The sequence below is a fragment of the Chryseobacterium sp. T20 genome, from assembly GCF_047345655.1.
Classification (GTDB): Bacteria; Bacteroidota; Bacteroidia; order Flavobacteriales; family Weeksellaceae; genus Chryseobacterium.
In genome coordinates, this window is the sequence record NZ_JBLFDU010000003.1 from 1 (window position 1) to 22,607 (window position 22,607).

Annotated in this window: 17 protein-coding genes and 1 riboswitch; of the genes, 2 read left to right on the forward strand and 15 right to left on the reverse strand. The window is 37.1% G+C overall.

Annotated features, from left to right (window positions below; genetic code table 11):
* Positions 1-1,172 precede the first annotated feature (1,172 nt).
* The 3 genes from cysS to folE form a co-directional block, all read right to left on the reverse strand.
* On the reverse strand, positions 1,173-2,639 hold the full coding sequence (gene cysS, locus ACMA47_RS08510; protein WP_413929462.1) for a cysteine--tRNA ligase: 1,467 nt from the start codon (positions 2,637-2,639) through the stop codon (positions 1,173-1,175).
* Positions 2,640-2,764: 125 nt separating this feature from the next.
* Complete coding sequence (locus ACMA47_RS08515; protein WP_413929463.1) at positions 2,765-3,196, reverse strand: DinB family protein; 432 nt, start codon at positions 3,194-3,196, stop codon at positions 2,765-2,767.
* A gap of 6 nt (positions 3,197-3,202) precedes the next feature.
* Positions 3,203-3,868 (reverse strand): GTP cyclohydrolase I FolE, encoded by a 666-nt coding sequence (folE, locus tag ACMA47_RS08520; protein ID WP_034694807.1) that lies wholly within the window; start codon positions 3,866-3,868, stop codon positions 3,203-3,205.
* 101 nt (positions 3,869-3,969) lie between these two features.
* Here folE and ACMA47_RS08525 point away from each other — a divergent pair, with 101 nt between their 5' ends.
* Complete coding sequence (locus ACMA47_RS08525) at positions 3,970-5,121, forward strand: hypothetical protein (RefSeq protein WP_413929464.1); 1,152 nt, start codon at positions 3,970-3,972, stop codon at positions 5,119-5,121.
* Positions 5,122-5,363: 242 nt separating this feature from the next.
* Here ACMA47_RS08525 and metF read toward each other — a convergent pair whose 3' ends face one another.
* From metF to ACMA47_RS08560, 7 genes are all read right to left on the reverse strand, one after another.
* On the reverse strand, positions 5,364-6,323 hold the full coding sequence (gene metF, locus ACMA47_RS08530) for a methylenetetrahydrofolate reductase [NAD(P)H] (RefSeq protein ID WP_034694800.1): 960 nt from the start codon (positions 6,321-6,323) through the stop codon (positions 5,364-5,366).
* 7 nt (positions 6,324-6,330) lie between these two features.
* Positions 6,331-8,991, reverse strand: a complete 2,661-nt coding sequence (metH, locus tag ACMA47_RS08535; protein WP_413929465.1) for a methionine synthase — start codon at positions 8,989-8,991, stop codon at positions 6,331-6,333.
* Between the two features lies 1 nt (position 8,992).
* Positions 8,993-10,084, reverse strand: a complete 1,092-nt coding sequence (locus ACMA47_RS08540; RefSeq protein WP_413929466.1) for a fatty acid desaturase family protein — start codon at positions 10,082-10,084, stop codon at positions 8,993-8,995.
* 82 nt (positions 10,085-10,166) lie between these two features.
* On the reverse strand, positions 10,167-11,177 hold the full coding sequence (locus ACMA47_RS08545) for a homocysteine S-methyltransferase family protein (RefSeq protein WP_413929467.1): 1,011 nt from the start codon (positions 11,175-11,177) through the stop codon (positions 10,167-10,169).
* 37 nt (positions 11,178-11,214) lie between these two features.
* On the reverse strand, positions 11,215-12,375 hold the full coding sequence (locus tag ACMA47_RS08550) for an O-succinylhomoserine sulfhydrylase (protein WP_413929468.1): 1,161 nt from the start codon (positions 12,373-12,375) through the stop codon (positions 11,215-11,217).
* A gap of 122 nt (positions 12,376-12,497) precedes the next feature.
* Complete coding sequence (locus tag ACMA47_RS08555; protein WP_413929469.1) at positions 12,498-14,036, reverse strand: ACT domain-containing protein; 1,539 nt, start codon at positions 14,034-14,036, stop codon at positions 12,498-12,500.
* Between the two features lie 5 nt (positions 14,037-14,041).
* Positions 14,042-14,980, reverse strand: coding sequence for an alpha/beta fold hydrolase (locus ACMA47_RS08560; RefSeq protein ID WP_413929470.1), 939 nt, complete (start codon positions 14,978-14,980; stop codon positions 14,042-14,044).
* A 60-nt stretch (positions 14,981-15,040) separates the two neighbouring features.
* A riboswitch (SAM riboswitch) is annotated at positions 15,041-15,147 on the reverse strand.
* Between the two features lie 188 nt (positions 15,148-15,335).
* Here ACMA47_RS08560 and ACMA47_RS08565 point away from each other — a divergent pair.
* A complete protein-coding gene (locus ACMA47_RS08565) occupies positions 15,336-17,951 on the forward strand; it encodes an MGH1-like glycoside hydrolase domain-containing protein (RefSeq protein ID WP_413929471.1) in 2,616 nt (871 codons plus the stop codon).
* An 80-nt stretch (positions 17,952-18,031) separates the two neighbouring features.
* Here ACMA47_RS08565 and ACMA47_RS08570 read toward each other — a convergent pair whose 3' ends face one another.
* The 5 genes from ACMA47_RS08570 to ACMA47_RS08590 form a co-directional block, all read right to left on the reverse strand.
* The gene (locus tag ACMA47_RS08570) at positions 18,032-18,451 is read right to left on the reverse strand and encodes an OsmC family protein (protein ID WP_002983375.1); all 420 of its coding nucleotides are present in this window, start codon (positions 18,449-18,451) and stop codon (positions 18,032-18,034) included.
* 28 nt (positions 18,452-18,479) lie between these two features.
* On the reverse strand, positions 18,480-19,802 hold the full coding sequence (locus ACMA47_RS08575) for a DUF58 domain-containing protein (RefSeq protein WP_413929472.1): 1,323 nt from the start codon (positions 19,800-19,802) through the stop codon (positions 18,480-18,482).
* A gap of 64 nt (positions 19,803-19,866) precedes the next feature.
* Positions 19,867-20,220: a four helix bundle protein gene (locus tag ACMA47_RS08580; RefSeq protein WP_413929473.1), complete on the reverse strand. Its 354-nt coding sequence runs from the start codon at positions 20,218-20,220 to the stop codon at positions 19,867-19,869.
* A 76-nt stretch (positions 20,221-20,296) separates the two neighbouring features.
* Positions 20,297-21,328 (reverse strand): AAA family ATPase, encoded by a 1,032-nt coding sequence (locus ACMA47_RS08585; RefSeq protein WP_413929474.1) that lies wholly within the window; start codon positions 21,326-21,328, stop codon positions 20,297-20,299.
* 111 nt (positions 21,329-21,439) lie between these two features.
* The gene (locus ACMA47_RS08590; protein WP_413929475.1) at positions 21,440-22,597 is read right to left on the reverse strand and encodes a hypothetical protein; all 1,158 of its coding nucleotides are present in this window, start codon (positions 22,595-22,597) and stop codon (positions 21,440-21,442) included.
* Between the last annotated feature and the right edge of the window lie 10 nt (positions 22,598-22,607).

Here is a 22,607-nt window from a genome sequence, read left to right on the forward strand (position 1 = left end):
ATGTTTCTGCCTTTCTAAAGGCGCTTCTGCGCTACTGAATGTCTTTCGTTTTTCAGTGGGGCAAAGATAGAAACTTCCCATACACCACGCAACTTTATTTAACATAAATTTCATATTGAAACCATATTTTATCCTAATACACTGGAAGGCAGGGTGAAAAATTTTAAACATTTGTTTGGAGGGTTGGGTGAGAACGTGGGAGAGTTGGAGAGTTGGAGTGTTGGAGTGTTGGAGAGGGTGAGAGGGATGATTCGGGGGACGAGATGTGGGGTTTTGGGGTGATGACCATTGATCAAAATAAGGTATATATATTATATAGTAGAGCTTTGTTTATATTAATAGCCTATATATAAGTTTTGGCTAAAGCCGAATGAAGGAGTTATTTTTTACTAAACGGGCTAAAGCCCGTTCCTATTGATAGAAAGTCATATATATAATGAAGGGAGATTGTTGTTTATTTGCGGGGTGATAATTGCCCACAGATCTCGCAGATTTACACAGAGAAGGGATTCCTACTTTATTATATATAGAATGGGAAGGATGGGAAATGCTAAAGAGTATAGATAGTATATAGAGTAATAAGATTTAACTCCTATACCCATAATTAAAATGCTTCGACTCTGCTCAGCATGACACTGCTAATACTAAATGCTAAAAGGCCTTAGACATTATACTGTCATTTTACTTCCTTTAAGACTCTCGTAAAGAAGTTTGAATTCCTCAGGAATGACACAATGGGAATAGAGATTGATACTCAATAACCTGTTTCCATAGAAATCAGCAAGGTTCCTTTTCTACCTGGAAACACGAAACTCGCAACTCAATAACCCGAAACTCATAATTTATAATTCATAACTCATCATTCATCATTTACAACTCCTTCCCTAGCCCTGATAGAAATGGTTACCCCGCAGCTGGGGGTTGGAGCGTGGAAAAGCCTCGGTGCGAGGAGTAGAAATGGATAGCAGGAATTAGCTCCTAATTGGGTTGGAGAGTTGGAGAGTTCGAGGGTTGGAGAGTAATAGAGTTTGAGTATGGGTGCGGAAGTGAAGGACAAAGAGACAGAATCTGAAATACGGATATATTCTCTAAAAGGGATAAAAAAAACATTCCGTAAGAATCCTAAATATGTGGGACTCCTACGGAATGGGGATAAAACGAAGTTATATTGTCTAGTTCAGAACGTATGATGTTCCGTCTCTTCCATCTTTTAATTCGATACCTTCTGCAAGCAGTTTATCTCTGATCTGGTCTGAAAGTTCGAAATTTTTTGATTTTCTTGCTTGATTTCTCAATTCGATCAAAACTTTTAGGGTCTGATCCAGCTTTTCATTGTTATTCTCTTCTACGGTCTGTAGTCCAAGAACATCAAAGATAAAGGCATTGAGTGTAGTTTTCAAATCTTCAAGATCATCTGTTGAGATCGTTTCCTTACCATCGTTTAAAGCAAAGATGTATTTCACCGCTTCAAACAAGTGAGCAATCAGGATTGGTGAGTTGAAATCATCTGTTAATGCTTCATAGGCTTTATCTTTCCACTCTTTCAGGCTGAAACCGGATTGTTTGGTATCATCTGGAGTAATAGAATTCAATACTTTCACTGCTTCCATTAATCTGATAAATCCTTTTTCACTGGCTATCATGGCATCATTTGAAATATCCAGAACACTTCTGTAGTGCGCCTGCAGGAAGCAGAAACGTACAATTGAAGGGTGGAAAGGTTTTTCAAAGAAGTCATTATCTCCTGTCACCAACTGCATCGGAAGGATATAGTTTCCTGTAGATTTGCTCATACGCTGAGAATTCATCGTAAGCATATTGGCGTGCATCCAGTAATTTACCGGCGCAGCATCGTTGCAAGCTTTCCCTTGTGCAATTTCACATTCGTGGTGAGGGAATTTAAGGTCCATTCCTCCTCCATGGATATCGAATGTTTCACCCAGATATTTTGTACTCATTGCAGTACATTCAAGATGCCATCCCGGGAAACCTTCTCCCCAAGGGGAATTCCATCTCATGATGTGGGCTGGGGATGCTTTTTTCCACAATGCAAAATCCTGTGGGTTTTTCTTTTCTCCCTGCCCGTCAAGGTCTCTGGTATTGGCGAAAAGTTCTTCTATATTACGTTTTGAAAGTTCACCATAGTTCAGCCCTCTTTTGTTGTATTCCAAAACATCAAAGTATACTGAACCGTTGCTTTCGTAAGCAAAGCCTCTTTCAATCAGTTTTTGAGTTAACTCGATCTGCTCTACAATGTGTCCTGTAGCGGTAGGTTCGATGTTTGGAGGGAGTAAGTTGAACATATCCAGCACTTTGTGAAAATCTACGGTATACTTCTGTACAATTTCCATAGGTTCCAGTTTTTCAAGTCTGGTCTGTTTTACGAATCTGTCGTTATCAACATTTCCATCATCGGTAAGGTGACCTGCATCAGTAATATTTCTTACATATCTTACTTTATACCCCAAATGCATCAGGGTACGATAGATAAAATCGAAAGAAAGGAAAGTTCTTACATTCCCTAAATGTACATTGCTGTACACTGTAGGTCCGCAGACATACATTCCGACATTTCCTTCTAAGATAGGTTTGAATATTTCTTTTTCTGCTGTAAGCGAGTTATATATTTTTAATTGCATTTATTTTTAAGTTAAAAGATTTAATGATTTTAAAGATTCAAAATTGAGTTAAAAATTACTTTTGTCACAACAAATAATCGTTGTGATAAAAATCTTATCCGAAACTTTTTTAAATTTTATCATAATTAAATCGCTTTTAAATGATGCTGTAAATGATCTACATAATCATCGATAATAAACTCCAATGTATAGACCCGAGGTTCTGTTTTGGTCGTATCACAGGTTCTCTGTAATGCTTCGTCCGGGATATTTTCTACGATATGAACAATCTGATAGTTCAAAGATTTCCACAGATCAATAAGATCTGAGGTAGGAACATTCTGATAGTTCTGAGCTTTTACCCAAAAATTCTGGTCATATACAATATTTTCGTTCTCTTTATATTGTGTCACAACAAATCTACGGATATTTGTAAAAGCACTGTCACAAAGATGGCCAATAATTTCTTTTTTGGACCATTTTTCTGAAGAACCCTTATGTGACCATTCTTCTTCAGTGATACTTTGAAATCTCTGAAGCTCGGCATCGATAATATTTCTAAGAATCTGGTAATTCATTATTTCTTAATCCAGTTTTGCATGGCTTCCTACGTAATGTAAGAATTCCTGTCTTGTAATAGGGTTTGTTCTGAAAATACCACTTAGTTCTGCAGTAATGGTAGAACTTGCCGTATCTTTTATTCCTCTGCAGTTTACACAAAGGTGTTTTGCATCAATAATACACGCTACGTCTTTTGTTCCCAAAGCTTCTTTCAAAGCATCTACAATCTGCATGGTAAGTCTTTCCTGAACCTGTGGTCTTTTCGCATAGTAATCTACAATTCTGTTAATTTTTGAAAGACCAATCACTTCCCCATTAGAAATATAAGCAACATGTGCTCTTCCTATGATGGGTAAAAAGTGGTGTTCGCAGAAAGAATATACGGTGATATCCTTCTCTACCAACATCTGACGGTATTTGTATTTGTTGGAGAACGTGGAGATTCCTGGTTTGTTTTCAGGAAGAAGTCCTCCGAAGATCTCGTTCACATACATTTTGGCAACACGTCTTGGAGAGTCTTTCAGAGAATCATCTGTCATGTCCATTCCCAGCGTTTCCATAATCTCACCAAAAAGCTCAGTAATTTTTTCAATTTTTTCCTGTGGCGATTTATCAAAAGCATCTTCCCTTATAGGCGTATGTTCTTTTCCAGTGAAAATATCATCGTCGTTATCAGTAAAATCAACCATTTTTATTTAATTTGCAGCAAAAATACGGATAATATCTTTTTGTCTATTTCAAATAAGATGAAAAACATTATCTTTTATAGCCATTTCTGATAAAAAAACATATGATTATTGTCGAAGAAGTACAAAACCAACTCCATAAAAGGGAATTTCTGGAATTCCCGGCCCGCCTTTATCAACACGACAAAAATTATATCCGTCCTTTAGATAAACATATTGAGGAGATTTTTGATCCTGCCAAGAATAAATTCTTTAAAAACGGAGAATGTAAAAGGTTTCTGTTTAAAAAGAATGGCAACACCGTTGGGAAAGTAGCTGTTTTTGTCAACGGCTGTTATGAGCAAAAGCAACCTACGGGAGGAATAGGTTTTTTCGACTGTATCAATGATCAGGAAACGGCCCATTTTATTTTTGACCATTGCAAAAACTGGCTTCAGGAAAAAGGAATGGAGGCGATGGATGGACCCATTAATTTTGGGGAACGGGATAAGTTCTGGGGTCTTTTGATTGAAGGTTTTGCCGAACCTTTGTTCGGAATGAATTACAACTTTCCTTATTACAAACATCTTTTTGAGAATTATGGTTTTCAGATTTATTTTGAGCAGCTTTGTTTTACCAGACCTGTTTTTGCGGAAGTGTCGAGGATCTTTACGATTGCCCATGAAAAGAACAGAAGAAACCCTGCGATCTCAGCCCAACCTATGAAAAAGAATAATCTGCCCAAGTTTGCCAGGGACTTTACAGAAGTTTATAATAAAGCATGGGCTTCTCATGGGGAAGGAAAGCATCTTGAGGGAGCAAAAGTTCTGAAGATGTTCAACACTATGAAACCTATTATCAATGAGCATATTTCATGGTTTGTATATGAAAACGACACCCCTATTGCGATGTGGATCAATATGCCAGACCTCAACCAGTGGTTTAAATATCTAAATGGAAAATTCGGAATTTTTGAAAAGCTTAAATTTTTGTTTTTAAAGCGTTTTAAAAAGAATGAAAAAATGGTGGGACTTGTTTTCGGTGTTGTCCCTGAATGGCAGAAGAAAGGTATTGACGGATATATGATCTGGGAAGGAACTCAACATTTGAGAAAACATACGGACTTTACGATTACGGAGCTACAGTGGATTGGTGATTTTAATCCTAAAATGATTAAGATTGCAGAAGCTCTTGACACAACGGTTACGCGAAAGCTTGCTACTTATAGATACTTATTTGACAGGAGTAAGGAGTTTGAGAGACATACTGGTCTTTAGAGTAAGGATGATGGAAGTTTAATTTTTCTTGGATGCTTTAGGGTATTTGACGCAAAGCTTTTATTTACTGTCGTTATATTTTTGAGGAAGCAAAGATGGAATCAACAAAGTCGATTCTTTCTAAGCGGGTGTATAGCCTACGGCTTTCTTCATGTCTTCTATCTTTAAAATTAATTCTGTATCAGATTAAAAAATAAAAACCCTGCTTTTTAAAGCAGGGTTCCTTCATTTTGGTACTTTTATTAGAATAGCTCACCGGCTACTTTTTTAATATTATCACTCTTTCCCATGGAGTAGAAGTGCAGAACAGGAACTCCGAAATCCAGCAATTCTTTGCATTGAGCGATGGACCACTCTATTCCGATCTGCTTTACAGCTTCATTATTCTTTGCATTTTCCACTTCATTGATCAGTTCTTCAGGAAGATCTATTTTGAATACCTGTGGCAGGATTTTCAAGTGCTTCTTTGTGGCAATCGGTTTAATTCCCGGAATGATTGGAACTGTAATTCCCATTTCTCTTGCTTTCTGAACGAATTCTATATACTTTTTATTGTCAAAAAACATTTGGGTAACGATATAATCTGCTCCGGCATCTACTTTTTGTTTCAGCCACTTGAGGTCATAATTCATAGAAGGGGCTTCCATATGCTTTTCAGGATATCCGGCTACACCGATGCAGAATTTGTTCAACTCATCACAAACCTGTTCTTCGTTATGAAGATATTTCCCTCTTCCCAGGTTATTAATCTGATTCACCAGATCCATTGCACTGGCATGTCCTCCCTGAGTAGGTTCAAAATACTGATGTCCTTTCATGGCATCTCCTCTCAAGGCCATTACATTATCAATTCCAAGGTACATACAGTCTACCAAAAGATATTCTGTTTCTTCTTTTGTAAAACCTCCGCAAAGAAGGTGTGGTACTGTATCTACATTATATTTATGTTGAATCGCTGCACAAATCCCTAGTGTTCCCGGGCGCATTCTTGTAATACGGCGTTCCATCAAGCCATTTCCTTTGTCCAGATAAATGTATTCTTCTCTGGATGTCGTCACGTCAATGAAAGGTGGTTTGAACTCCATCAACGGATCTATATTGGTATAGAGGTCTTCAATCCCGATTCCTTTCTGTGGCGGAACAACTTCTAAGGAGAATAAAGTTTTTCCATTTGCATTTTTAATGTGTTCTGTTATCTTCATGTCAATGTTAATCTGCTAAATTTGGTGACAACCATTTTCTCGCTTCCTGGATGCTACAACCTCTTCTTGCTGCATAATCTTTAAGCTGGTCTTCTGTAATTTTTCCTAATCCGAAATATTTGGCATGCGGGCTTCCGAAATAATATCCGGAAACAGATGCTGTAGGGAACATGGCAAGGCTTTCTGTAAGGAAAACACCTGTATTTTCTTCTACTTTTAATAGATCCCAGATGGTTTTCTTTTCCAGATGGTCAGGGCAAGCCGGATAACCTGGAGCCGGACGGATTCCTTTGTATTTTTCGGCAATAAGCTCTTCATTGCTTAAAGTTTCCTGATTGGCATATCCCCAGTATTCTGTTCTTACTTTTTTATGCAAAAATTCGGCATAGGCTTCGGCAAAACGGTCTGCAAGGGCTTTTACCATGATGGAATTGTAATCATCATTGGCTTTTTCATATTCTGCAGACAGTTCATCAGTTCCAAATCCGGTGGTTACGCAGAATGCTCCCACGTAATCAGTTTTTCCGGAACTTTGAGGGGCGATGAAGTCACTCAGAGCTAAATAGTCTTTTCCTTTTGATCTCTGAGCCTGCTGTCTAAGGGTTAAAAACTTCGCCTGCTCATTATTATCTTCATCAAAGATTAAGATATCATCAGATTCATTGGAATTGGCTTTAAAAATTCCGAAGATGGCTTTTGCCGTCAACAGTTTCTCATCCAGAATTCTTTTTAAAATAATCTGAGCATCTTTGAACAGTTCTTTCGCCTGAGCACCCACTACCTCATCTTCTAAGATATTCGGGTATTTCCCGTGAAGATCCCAGCTTCTGAAAAACGGAGACCAATCGATGAAAGGAAGAAGTTCTCTTAAATCCTGATTCTCGATGACTTTTATTCCTATTGTATTCGGAGTGAATATTTCTTCGTTTTCCCAATCAATTTTAAAATGATTTTCTCTTGCTTCTTCAATGGAGACATAATCTTTATCCACTTGCCTGTTCAGGAATTTTTCTCTGAAATCGGAATAGTCATTCTTTAAATCCGAAACATATTCTTTATTTCTGTCACCTAATAATGAACTCACAACATTTACAGCTCTTGAGGCATCATTTACGTGAACAACGGCATTTTTATATTTTAAATCGATTTTCACTGCAGTGTGCGCTTTTGAAGTTGTAGCACCACCAATTAATAAAGGAAAATCTAAGTTTTGTCTTTCTAATTCTGAAGCGATATAGACCATTTCATCCAGACTTGGCGTAATAAGTCCGCTCAATCCTATAACGTCTACTTTTTCTTCAATAGCGGTCTGTATAATCTTTTCAGCAGGAACCATCACTCCAAGGTCGACGATTTCATAGTTGTTACAACCTAGAACAACACTCACAATATTTTTACCGATATCATGAACATCACCTTTTACGGTTGCCATTAAGACTTTACCATTAGCAGGTCTCGATCCGTCTTTTTCTGCTTCAATAAAAGGTTGTAAATAAGCTACCGCCTTTTTCATTACCCTTGCCGACTTCACTACCTGAGGAAGGAACATTTTTCCGCTTCCGAATAAATCTCCTACGACTCCCATTCCGGTCATCAGATTAATTTCGATGACATGTAGCGGTCTTTCTGCCAATTGTCTTGCTTCTTCTACATCTTCTTCAATGAAACGGTCAATTCCTTTTACCAGAGCATAAGTAATTCTTTCCTGCAAAGGATTGTTTCTCCATTCTAAGTCTTCGGTTTTTTCTTTCTTAACTGATTTATGTTTTTCGGAATAGTCAAGAAGTCTTTCTGTTGCATCTTCTCTTTTATCCAGAATGACATCTTCTACAAGCTCCAGTAATTCTTTATTGATCTCATCATACACTTCCAGCATTGCCGGGTTCACAATACCAATGTTCATTCCTGCCTGAATCGCATGGTAAAGAAATACGGAGTGCATGGCTTCTCTCACCGTATCATTTCCACGGAAAGAGAAAGAAACATTACTCACTCCTCCACTCACTGATGCGTATGGAAGGTTTTGTCTTACCCAGCGTGTTGCTTCAATAAAATCGATGGCATTTCTTCTGTGCTCATCCATTCCAGTTGCCACCGGAAAGATATTTAAGTCGAAAATGATATCTTCTGCAGGGAAACCAATCTGATTTACCATGATATCATAGGAACGTTTTGAGATTTCAATTCTTCGTTCAAAACTATCAGCCTGCCCTACCTCATCAAACGCCATGACAATGACTGCAGCTCCATATCTTTTAATGGCCTTGGCATGTTTGATAAATTCTTCTTCACCTTCTTTTAAGCTGATAGAATTCACTACACATTTTCCCTGAGCTACCTGAAGACCTGCTTCCAGGATTTCCCATTTGGAAGAGTCTACCATGATTGGAATTCTTGCGATATCCGGCTCTGAGGCAATTAAGTTCAGAAATTTGATCATCGATGCTTTTCCATCGATCAATCCATCATCAAAGTTAACATCCAGAATCTGGGCACCTCCTTCTACCTGATGGCGGGCAATATCTAAGGCTTCAGAGAATTTCTCCTCTTTGATCAGCCTTAGAAATTTTTTGGAACCGGCAACGTTTGTCCTTTCACCAACGTTGATGAAATTACTCTCCGGCGTTATGATAAGAGGCTCGAGGCCTGATAATCTTAAATACTTCATTTTATTCTTCTAAAATATAGTAGGCATTATTGGCATTCTGCTTCAATAAATCCCTATGCTTACTTAAAGCTGTAATCAGTGGAAATCTTTTGTATGCTAAATCATGTTCTTTAGCAAATTCCTCTATTTCCTCTGTAATTTCATTGTAATACATATAACTGTAGTTTGGAAACAGGTGATGGGCCACATGAAAATTGAAATTTCCCAACATATTTCTTACCAACCAGTTATTTTCTTTAAGATCATTGGTCACTTCAAACTGGTGACGAAGCCAGCTGAATGGAAGACCATTCTCTTTATTTAATTTTGGAAAAGCATTATCAGGAAGTGGATGCAAAGGCAGTAAAACAAACAATGCAAAAATACTTGCTGATATCACCTGTAAAAACCACGCTCCTAAAGCCAATCCTATTGATACTTTAAAGAACATTACAGGAACCACAATCTGATAAAAGAAATAGAACAGCTTATAGCTTATCATTTTTACTTTTTCAATGGTGGGTATTTTTCCCTGGGTTTTTAAAATCACCCTTTCCTTATCAAAGAAGTCCCTAAAGTCTCTTATAAACATCCAATTGAACAAATACAACGGATAGACTAAAAAGAAAAACTTATCCTGATACTTCTGTACTCCTTTCGCTTTAATCCACGGTACGATTAAAAGCAGTCCGCTCTGTTCGATATCCGTGTCCCATCCATCTACGTTAGGGTAAGCGTGATGGCTTGCGATATGTCTTTTTTTCCAGATATAGGAATTGGCTCCTATAAAATCAAAAATGTGAAGAACCAACCCGTTTAATCTTTTACTTTTATAAATGTTGTTATGGGCTGCTTCGTGGATTAAGTTTAAATAAATCAAAACCAAAGAAATTCCCATTAAAACAAAGCTCAGAATGTAGATCCAATGCTTTTCGGCATTCAAAAGAGCCAGAAAATATAAACCAATATAGACCAGTGGAAGAAGTACCGCCTTGATCTTAATGTAGATATCTCTGTTCTCAGAAATGGATTCTACTCTTTGGTTCACTTTCTTTCTCAGCTCATTAAATAATCTGACATCCTCGGAATCTTTTAAGTAAATCGGCTTTTCCATATGTTTAACTTTGTGGTTTACTTAAAGTTAACATTAATATTTCAGCCTTCATCTTTGATTTTAATTAAAAAAATCTATCAAATCACACAAATTTCTTCAATTTCCTTGGCTCATATTTCTCCACCAGGTCTGCAATCGCTTTAATATGTTCAGGCGTTGTACCACAACATCCTCCGATAATATTGATTAATCCTTTCTCTACATATTCTTTGATCTGTCTCGCCATATCTTCCGGAGTTTCGTCATATTTTCCGAAAGCATTCGGTAAACCGGCATTCGGATATGCTGAAACGTAGAATTCTGAATTATGAGCCAGTGTTTCAAGATAAGGAGTCAGCTGATCCGCTCCCAATGCACAGTTGAAGCCTACACTTAGTAAATTCAGGTGTGAAACTGAGATCAGGAAAGCTTCTGCGGTCTGTCCACTCAAAGTTCTTCCGGAAGCATCGGTAATGGTTCCTGAAACCATGATTGGGATCTTAATTCCTCTTTCGTCCTGCAGTTCATCAATAGCAAATAAAGCAGCTTTTGCATTTAAAGTATCAAAAATGGTTTCTACCAGAAGGATATCTGAACCTCCATCCAGCAAAGCTTCACATTGCTGCTTGTAAGCTACTCTCAATTCTTCAAAAGTGATGGCTCTGTATCCTGGATCATTCACGTCCGGGCTTAAACTCGCCGTTCTGTTCGTAGGCCCAATAGATCCCGCTACGAATCTCGGTTTGTCCGGATTTTTTGCAGTATACTCGTCACAGGCTTTTCTTGCAATTTTTGCTGACTCATAGTTCAGGTCGTATACCAGATCTTCCATGTGATAATCTGCCATCGCAATAGTAGTTCCTGAGAACGTATTGGTTTCAATGATATCAGCTCCGGCTTCCAGATATTTCTTGTGAACTTCTTCTATCGCCTGAGGTTGTGTCAGAGAAAGCAGGTCATTGTTTCCTTTTACCGGATGTTCCCAGTTTTTGAAACGCTCTCCTCGGTAATCTTCTTCTTCGAATTTGTATCTCTGAAGCATGGTTCCCATCGCTCCGTCAAGAATTAAAATTCTTTCGGATAAAGCTTTATATAATTGTTCTGAATTTTTCATTTTAATCTATTTTGGCTAAGACCAGTTGCTATTTGAATTAATCCAAAGCTTGTTTTAAATCTGCAATGATATCTTCCACATTTTCCAATCCTACTGAACAACGTACCAGTCCTGCCGTAATACCTACTTCATTTCTTTCTTCGTCTGATAATTTGGAATGCGTTGTAGATGCCGGATGTGTAACGATCGTTCTTGTATCCCCTAAGTTGGCAGATAGTGAACACATTTGTATCTTATCTAAAAAGTTTCTTCCTCCTTCTATTCCACCTTTTATTTCAAAGGCTACGATATTTCCTCCAAGTTTCATCTGCTTTTTGGCAATTTCATAACTCGGATGAGATTTCAGGAATGGATATTTTACCAATTCTACATTAGGATGACTCTCTAAAAACTCAGCTACCTTCAATGCATTCTCACAGTGTTTTTCTACACGGATTGCCAATGTTTCAAGGCTTTTTGATAATACCCATGCATTAAAAGGAGACAATGCAGGTCCTGTATTTCTTGCAAAAAGATAAATTTCTCTGATCAGGTCTTCTTTTCCTACTGCTATTCCACCTAAAACTCTTCCCTGTCCGTCAATCAGTTTCGTTGCTGAGTGTACCACAATATCTGCACCGTATTTGATAGGCTGCTGAAGATAAGGCGTTGCAAAACAGTTATCTACGATAAAGATAAGGTTATGTTTTTTAGCGATCTGACCGAAAAACTCAAGATCAAGAATTTCAATAGCCGGATTAGTAGGTGTTTCAAGATATAAGATCTTGGTATTAGGTTTAATATATTGCTCTACATTCGCTGCATCTTCTGCTTTGAAGTAAGAGGTTTCGATATTCCATTTCGGGAAATATTTGGTAAACAACGTGTGTGTAGATCCGAATACTGATTGGCAGCTCACGATATGATCTCCGGCATTCAGTAATGCGGCAAATGTAGAATAGATGGCTGCCATTCCTGTTGCAAAGGCATATCCAGCTTCTGCCCCTTCCATTTTAGCGATCTTATCTGTAAATTCGGTTACGTTTGGATTAGAGAAACGGCTGTATAAATTCTTAGGTTTTTCTTCAGCAAAGCTTGCTCTCATATCTTCCGCATCCTGAAATATAAAGCTGGAAGTAAGATAGAGCGGCGTAGAATGCTCATCAAACTGAGATCTTTCCGTTTGGGTTCTTATTGCTGATGTTTCAAAATTTTCCATATAGTTTTAATTTTAATAATGTACAATGTATTTTACGGCTGCTTATTCTATACTTCGTTAAATAAATCCTTCTGCATTGCTCTATTCTTCATGAATACATTGTACATTTTACTTTGTACAAATTATTTAGTTTCACTTACTCTTAAAATATCTCCGAATACTCCTCTTGCTGTTACCTGTGCACCAGCTCCGGCTCCCATAATCACAATTGGATTTTCTCCATAGCTTTCTGTGTAGATTTCAAAGATTGAATCTGAGCCTTTCAACTGTCCTAGTGCGGAAGTTGCAGGAACAGAAACCAGTTTTACATCCAGTTCGCCTTTATCTTTCTGTAAGTCTCCGTGTAGATCACCTACATATCTCAATACATGTCCGGGTTCCTGGTTTTCTTTTATTTTCTGATATTCTTCATCCAGTTCTTCCAACCTTGAAAGGAATTCTGATTTTGAAACTTCAAGTAAGCTTTCCGGAACAAGATTCTGAATATTAATATCTCCGAATTCATTGATTAGGTCTAATTCTCTCGCCAGAATCAATAATTTTCTTGCTACATCATTTCCTGATAAGTCTTCTCTCGGATCCGGTTCTGTGTATCCTTTTTCCAAAGCTTCATTGATGATGGTTGAGAATTTATCGTCTCTCAAAGAAAAATTGTTGAACACATAGCTTAGCGTTCCTGAGAATACACCTTTGATTCTTGTAATATTTTCTCCTGAAAGATGTAATAATTTGATGGTATCAATTAACGGTAAACCTGCCCCCACATTGGTTTCATACAGATAACGTCTGTTGTTTTTACTCAACGTATATCTTAGTTTTCTGTATTCTTCTATCGGAAGGGTATTGAAAATTTTGTTGGAAGACACCAGATCAAATCCGTTTTCTGCCAAAGCGTGATAATTCTTTACAAAATCTTTACTGGCTGTGTTATCCACAACGATCAGATTTTCCAGTTGATTTTCATTAGAAAAGTTGATTAGTTCTTCAACATTCGATGGATGTTCTGCTGTTAAAACCTCATCACTCCAATTGGCATCAAATCCTTTTTTGTTGAAGGCAATTTTCTTAGAGTTGGCTACTGCAACTACTTTAAGGTCTATTTTTTTACGCTTTTTAATTTCTTCTGCAGATTCCAAAACCTGTTGTATCAATGTCTTTCCTACATTTCCGTGACCAATGATAGCCAGATGAACGGTCTTTGGTTTTTTGAAAATTTCAGATTCTATAATGTTTCTTGTTTTTTCATCCTGAGAAGAAGTCACTACGATATTGACTCTGTTTTCTCCTGCTACCTGATTCAAAAGCAATGGGAAAACATTGTTTCTTGCCAGTTCTGCAAAGACTTTATTGAAATCTTCTGCAACAAAACCAATCACAGAAACATTATTGATACTGTAGATCTGGGAAACTTTTCCAGATTTTCTTTCTTCTTCAAATTCATCAATAAGACAAGCTACTGCTTTTTCTGCATCATTTTCCTGAACCAGAATTGAAATTCCGTTTTCTATGGCTTGTTGAGAAATTACGCCCACACTGATACGTGCTAAAGTAAGCGCTTTAAAAATTCGTCCGTCAATCCCGATTTCTCCCAGGAAATCTTCTCCTTCAAATTTGACGATTGATCTGTTCTTCAAAAATTTTATTTCGTTAGCATTTTTCATTACTTCTATAAAATGTTTTTAATGATATTATTTAATTGTTGATATTCCATTAGGAAGGCATCATGCCCGTGTATAGATTGGATCTCGTGATAAGAAACATCCTTATTTTTCTCTTTTAAGTTTTCAAAACACATTCGGATTTCTGAAGCCGGGAAGAATAAGTCTGTATCTACGGAGATCATGTGCATTCGTGCCTGTATGTTCTCCAGTGCTTCTTCAGCAACGTTGATATTCATAAGGAGATGGTTCATCAGTTTGTAACTTTTTAAACTAAACCTTTCGTTTAGTGCGTTACCATGATAAACCAACCAGTCTTCTGATTCCAGGCGTTGTTTGTCCTGGTTATATTGGTTTTGAAATCTGTCATTGAGTGACTGTGGAGTTCTGTAACACAACATGGCATGAATTCTTGCTTTCTGTAATGGTTCTTCTTTATCATTCAATAAAAATTTCTGAACCAGACATTGTGCATGAAGCCAATCGTGTGTTCTGTAATCACAGGCAATAGGAATAAATATTTCTGCGAGATCCGGCTGCTTGGCAAGCATTTCCCAGGCAATCCCTCCTCCCAGAGAGCCTCCGATAATGGCATATAAATTTTTGATATGTAAAACTTCAAGTCCTTTCAGAAATATCGCTGCGATATCTGAAGGCGTGAAGTCTTCATAGTCTTCAATTAAAAAATCGTCGTATCCGTTTCCGGGTATATTAAAACACAGAACAGTATATTGATCAGTATCTACAATCTGATTTTTTCCTACCAACTGTTTCCACCAGCCTTTTTCTCCGGATACGTTTGAATTTCCGGTAAGAGCATGATTGATTAAAATGATAGGGGCTGTAAACAGATCTTTCCCAAAAAGCTGATAGCTCAATGAGATATTGTATTCCTTTTGGGAATAAGTTTGATACGTAAGATTAATATAGTTTAGTTCTGTTTTCAATTCTATTAAATTTTAATACAATTGAAAATGCCACAGGAAATGGCTGAAAAGAACTTCAGTAAGTTATCTGTCCAAAATTATTTGGTAGAACGTAGCACCTTCTTTGCTTGCGCAAAGGGTTGCTAAGGTTTCATAGGGTCTAATCCCTCAACCTTTCTTGATAACATTTTCAATATTTGAATGAACGAATGATGCAAAGGTAGTTCTTTTCTTTTAATTTCAAAAAAAAATTATTTTAATATTTAAAAAAGGCCTTAAATACAAGTATTTCAAGAGTATATTAATAATTATTCAGATGAAAAAAATTGGAATTACTTCTCAAAAAAACTAACTTCGTATGGAAAAATGATGAGATATGACCGCCGAAAAAGATAGATTACAAGATACCAAATGGAAAAACTGGGGACCTTATGTAAGCAACCGGCAGTGGGGAAATGTACGCGAAGATTATAGCCCAAACGGGAATGCCTGGAATTTTACCAATCATAATAATGCTGAAAGCTATGCCTACCGCTGGGGTGAAGAAGGTATTGCCGGAATTTCTGATGTAAAGCAGCTTTTATGTTTTGCTTTTTCATTCTGGAACAAGAAAGATAAGATGGTAAAGGAAAGATTCTTCGGATTGAGCAACCCTCAGGGGAATCATGGGGAAGACATCAAAGAAATCTTTTATTATCTGGATAATACACCTACTCATAGTTATATGAAAATGGTGTATAAATATCCAATCAATGAATTTCCTTACGATGACCTTGTTGCAGAAAACGGGAGACGCAGTAAAAAGGAACCGGAATATGAGATTTTCGATACCGGAATTTTCGATAATGATGAGTATTTTGATATTTTTATAGAGTACTGCAAAGCCGATCACAACGATATTCTTGCCAGAGTAACGGTCTGTAACCGAAGTCAGCATGAAGCACCTATTCTGGTAGCACCAACTGTATGGTTCAGAAACAACTGGAAATGGGGATACAATACCTATAAAGCAGAAATCAATGCTTCTCATGACGGAAGCATCAATATTGGACACGACAGTATTTCGATCAAAAAACTTTATTCCCGAAATACCAATGCACAAAGCGTATTTTGTGATAATGAAACTAATAATTCTAAGCTTTACGGAGCTCCTGCAGCTGAAAATACTTATTTCAAAGATGGAATCAATAATTTCATTACTCATAAAGCCAATACGGTAAATCCTGAAAAAAAGGGAACAAAAGCTTCTTTTCTGATTGATGAGCTTATTGGAGCTGGGGAATCCAAAGTTTTTGAATTCAGATTATGTCCGGATGAAGCTGATGCGCCTTTTGAAAAGTTTGATGAAATATTCAATACGCGAGAGGCGGAAGCGGAAGAGTTTTATAAAGACATTCAGAATGATACCGTGAATGAGGATGAAAGAAATGTTCAGAGACAGGCTTTTGCAGGACTTCTCTGGAATAAACAGTTCTATCATTATAATATCGGAAAATGGCTGAAAGGGGATCCCAACTTTGAAGCGCCAAGAAATTTCAACGAATATGTAAGAAATACAGAATGGAATCATCTCCACAATAAGGATATTATTTCTATGCCTGATAAATGGGAATATCCATGGTATGCTACGTGGGATCTGGCGTTTCACTGTGTTCCATTTTCGATCATCGATGCAGAATTTGCCAAGGGACAGCTTTTGCTCCTTACTAAGGAATGGTACATGCATCCTAACGGACAGCTTCCTGCCTATGAATGGAATATGAGTGATGTGAATCCGCCTGTACATGCGTGGTCATGCTTCCGTGTTTTCAAAATTGATGAAAAAGCTAACGGAAAACCGGATTTATTATTCTTAGAAAAAGTATTCCAGAAACTGCTTCTTAATTTCACGTGGTGGGTAAACCGAAAGGATAAAAATGGGAAAAACATCTTTGGTGGAGGTTTCCTTGGTCTCGATAATATCGGAGCTTTTGACAGGAATATGGAATTAAAAGACGGCCAACATCTTGAACAGGCAGACGGAACAAGCTGGATGGCGATGTATGCACTGAATATGATGCGTATTGCAATGGAGCTTGCCCAATATTATCAGGTTTATGAAGATATGGCGATCAAGTTTTTTGAACATTATCTTTATATCGCTGAAGCTATGGAAAACCTGGGTGAGGGAACAAAAGGACTTTGGAATGAAGAAGACGGATTCTTCTATGATGTACTACAGCTAGGAAATGGAGACAGTGTTTCTTTAAAATTAAGAAGTATTGTCGGTTTGATTCCTATGTTTGCTGTTGAGATTGTAGACCACCGCTTACTGGAAAAGATGCCGAATTTCAGAACCCGAATGGAATGGATCTTAAAGAACAAGCCGGAATTAACCAAACTGGTTTCCCACTGGGACGAGGAAGGACACGGCCGAAAACACCTGATGAGCATCCTCCGAAAAAACAGACTGACAAAGGTTCTGACCAGAATGCTTGATGAAAATGAGTTCCTGAGTTCTTATGGAATACGGGCTATGTCTAAAGTATATGAGGAAAATCCTTTTGTCTTCTCTGTACATGGATCTGAAAATATGGTGTACTACACTCCTGCAGAAAGTGACAGTCGAATGTTTGGCGGAAACAGCAACTGGCGTGGCCCGATATGGTTTCCAATCAATTTCCTGATTGTTGAAAGTCTGCAGCGCTTTCATTATTATTATGGCAACAGCCTGAAAGTAGAACTCCCAACGGGAAGCGGTGATAAAAGAAACCTTGATGAAGTGGCTCAAAACATCAGCAAAAGACTTTGCTCTCTATTTTTAAAGGATGAACATGGGCAAAGAGCTTTCAACGGAGGTAATCCAAAGTTCAATTATGATGAACATTTTAGAGATTATATTACGTTTTTTGAATATTTCCATGGAGATAATGGCCGTGGCGTAGGTGCTTCTCACCAAACGGGATGGACAGCCACCGTGGCAAAATTGATAAAACCAAGACTTACCTTTTAATAAGCAATGAGTAATTGGTAATGAGTAATAAAAAAGCCGGATGAATCATCCGGCTTTTTCTATTTTTTTTAAATAAGAGATTAAATTTTTTCTCCGTTCACATATACTTCGTATCCGATTTCTACATTCGGTTCTAAAGTTTTTGATACAGAACAGTATTTTTCAAAAGAAAGTTCCGCAGCTTTTAATGCTTTTTTAGGATCAATTTCTCCTTCCAGAAGAAACTTAACGTTAATAGATTTAAAAGGTTTTGCATCTTCTACCTGCACTCTTTCTCCTTCTACTTCTGCCTGAAAACTTTTGATTTCCTGACGCTGCTTCTTCAGAATAGAAACTACATCAATTCCGCTGCAGCCCGCTACTGCCATCAGTACACTTTCCATAGGAGAAACTCCTTTTGCTCCCGGCTGGGAAGTATTATCCAAAAGAATAGAATTTCCCTGAGCGTTGGTACATTCAAATAAAAAATCGTCGTTTATTCTGTTAAGTGTAATTTTCATTGTTTATTTGCTTATTGCTTCTACAAAGTTATAAAATTCCTCTCGCTTTTATCTCCAGATATTTATTGATAACATCGATATTCAAATTTTCCGGAAGTGTATAGACCGTATAAATTCCATATTTGCGGAGTTCCTGAATGATCAGTTTCTTTTCAAATTCAAATTTTTCAGCAATAATCTCATCATAAATTTCCTGCATATTTTCAGGATTTTTGTTGATCAGTGTCTGCAGTTCTGAGTTTTTGAAGAATACAACAACCAGCAAATGGTTTTTCGCAATTCCACGAAGATATTTTAACTGTCGGTTCAGTCCATCCAACGTTTCAAAATTGGTGAAAAGCAGAATTAAACTTCTTTGGTTAATGGAATATTTTACATCCTGGTATAAACGGTTGAAGTCGCTTTCAAAGAAATCTGTTTTAATATTATAAAGTGCTTCTGAGATTTTCTTCAGCTGTCCGGATTTATTATCAGCAGCAATTTTATTTTCGGCTTTCTTGGAAAAAGTCATCATTCCGGCTCTGTCCCCTTTTCTCAAAATGATATGAGACAATGCCATCGTAGCATTGATGGAATAATCCAGTAAACTTAACCCGTTGAAAGGCATTTTCATGGTTCTTCCTTTATCAATCAGCATAAAAATACGCTGTGATTTTTCATCCTGAAACTGATTTACCATGAGACGGTTCGTCTTGGAGGTTGCTTTCCAGTTGATCGTTCTGATATCATCTCCGGGAACATATTCTTTGATCTGCTCAAATTCCATAGTGTGTCCCAGCTTTCTGACTTTCTTAATTCCTCCTAATAAAAATTCACTCTGAATAGCCATCAGCTCATATTTTCTGAGATGAATAAAAGAAGGATAAGCAGGCAACATTGCATCTTTCTGGAAAATAAATCTTTTTGAGATGAATCCCAAAGGTGATGATGCATACACATTCAGACCTCCGAAATGATATTCTCCTCTTTCTTTAGGCTCCAATGTGTATTGAAAAAATGTATTTGCTCCGGAAGCGATCTGTTTTTCAATCAGAAAATCTCTTTTCTGAAATTGGAACGGAATTTCGTCAATAATCTTAGTGTGTATGGTAAAACTATAATTATTTTTAATATCAATTTTCACAAAATTCTCATCTCCGTTGGACAATTTTTCCGGGAGAATTCTTTGAACCTGCAATGCATTCTTTTGATTAAAAAGCAACAGAAAATCTACCATTGCTGCCAGAAAGCAAATCAGGAGTGCGATATGGGCTGCCCACATCAGCACCGGAAAGAAAAATGCAAGGACATACAGAATCCCCACTCCGATGAGTGTAAAAAAGAAACGTGTATTGATGTATAAGTTTTTCATTAGTTAGGTGGCGGGTTGCAGGTGAAAGGTTTTAGGTGGTCGTTTATTAGCTTTTTTACAATCATTATTGTTGTAGAGAATTAATAAGTCCGTTCAACATTTTGGATATTTCTATAATTTCCTGATTTAGTTTTAAATAATCATCCTCACTAAAAAACCCAAGATTTTTTGAAATTATTAATTGGGTTTCCACCTCTGCACAACTGCCTCTTGCTATTTTTAAAAATTGTAGATAATCAGGTTTGCTTCGCCTCGAGTTTCTTTCAGCAATATTGGAAGGGATAGAAACAGCAGCTCTTCTGATTTGTAATACTAATCCGTAGATTTCGGCTTTGGGGAAGGTTTCAGTAAGCCTATACATATCTGTAACAAAATCAATAGACTTCTGCCAAACTAAAAGCTCTTTAAAATTTGCCATATAATAATTTTGTAACTACTTAAGCATTCACTCACTATCAACTGCTACCTGCCACCTACTATCTACTCCATAACACCTATCTCGGTATTTCTATTCCATCTAAAATCTGACGGATAATTTCATCTGCAGTAAGACCTTCCATTTCTCTTTCAGGAGATACAATTACTCTGTGCCTTAAGACAGCGTAGCTTGCTTCTTTAATATCCTCAGGGGTTACAAAATCTCTTCCTCTTATTGCTGCAAATGCTTTTGAAGCTGTAAGAAGCGCCAATGAAGCTCTTGGAGATGCTCCCAGATATAAGAACTGGTTTTCTCTGGTATTGATGATAATCTTAGCAATATATTCCATCAGCTGAGCTTCCACAATGATTTCTTTTACCAGCTGCTGGTAGTTTTTCAACTGTTCTGCACTGATCACACGGTTGATCCCTTCTGTTTTATCTTCTTTTTTGCTTTCGTGCTGATTTTTAATGATCGCAATTTCCTGTTCAAGGTTAGGATATCCTACATTGATTTTGAATAGAAAACGGTCCAGCTGAGCTTCCGGAAGTCGATATGTTCCCTCATGTTCAATCGGGTTTTGTGTAGCGATGACAAGGAAAGGTTCGTCCATTGTATAACGCGTACCATCCATTGTGATTTGTCTTTCTTCCATTACTTCAAATAATGCAGACTGTGTTTTGGCAGGTGATCTGTTGATCTCATCAATCAGGATAAAGTTGGAGAAGATAGGTCCTTTTTTGAATTCAAATTCTGAGTTTTTCACGTTGAATACGGAAGTTCCCAAAATATCGGAAGGCATCAGATCCGGAGTAAACTGAATTCTGCTAAACCCTACGTCAATGGTCTTGGCTAATAATTTTGCTGTAATTGTTTTCGCTACTCCCGGCACCCCTTCAATAAGTACGTGTCCGTTGGAAAGTAAGGCCGCTAAAAGATGTTCAATCATCTTCTCCTGTCCTACAATTACTTTTCCGATCTCAGATTTTACTTTCTCTAAACTCGCACGAAGTTCAATCATATCAATTCTCGACTGAAACTGTTCTTCCTGTTTATTAAGATTGATCGCGCTTTGGTTTTCTATATTGGGGTTATCAAAGTTTTCCATAATAAAATTAATTTATCATTCTTGCCCTATAATGTATAATTGTATCCCTTCCTGTGAATAGTGATTATAACATTGATCGGCTTTATATCATTAGGTTATTCTATTGTTATATTATTTAAGTATTTCATCAAGGAGCTTATTGATCCTTGTAAGGTCTTCCTTCATTACACTGGCGTAAGGATCCTGAGCTTTTTTGATAAGTGCTATTGCTTCACTGATCATTTCTACGGGTTTCCCGGTTTTCAGATGTAATTTTTTTGCAAACTCTTCATCTAAATTCTGAGTATCTATCAACAGATCCATTCTCACTTTGTTCAGAAAATACTGTGCCTTCTTGGCCATCATATCATGAAAATCGCCTTCCTGAAGATACAGATTTCCAATGCTTTTCACAAAATCCAGGGAAGTATTTCTTAATGGCTCTTCTACAGGAACTATTCTCTGTTTTCTTTTTGCATTAAAGAAAATAAAAAGAATAAGTCCTCCTAAAAACACCCACCATGCATATTTTAAAGGCGGATTTGACAATATAAATCTCATGAAAAAGCGTGATTCAGAACTTTTGTTGGATACAAACCAAAGGGTTTCTCTATCCTGAAGATATGAAAACACATCCTGTGCATATTTTACATTGCCGGGTTTCAGAAGATAATAATTCGTCAGGAAAAGAGGTTCCGTATGAGCATAGATGTATCCTTTCCCAAACTTCACTTTAATGAAATTGGCCTGATCTGTATTCTTTTTCTCAACTGTTTTCCCCAGTACTTCCACTTTAGGTTTAATGAATGAAAATCCTCTACCCGATGGAAATTTATCTAATGTAATAAAATCATTCTGAAATTTTTTATCGGTAAGTTTCAGTACATTTTCTTCTTCAAAAGAGATTTCGGAATCGTAATATCCGATACTGTCTGAAATTTCTTTAGGCATACGGGCTACCATCAGAAATGCATCTGAGCCTTCAGATACCTGAGCCAGGATTTTTTTCCATGACTCACCGTCAAGGTTATTTTCAATGACTACAATATTGTGAGCTCCCTTTTTATGCTGGCTGTAATATTCATAAGGAACCTGTTCAATCTTCTTCAGGTTATTTTTAAAAAGATCTTTGGCTTCATTATTAAAAACAAATAGTCCGAACGGAGACTTCTCATTGATATCAAAATTCTTCCGCCAGTCTGTTGTTTCTTTTTTGTTAACTTCAAGCAACGCCAGAATAATCATCACAATGACGAAAATTACAGCATATGTTTTGAAAGTTTTATTCATGGTTACTATT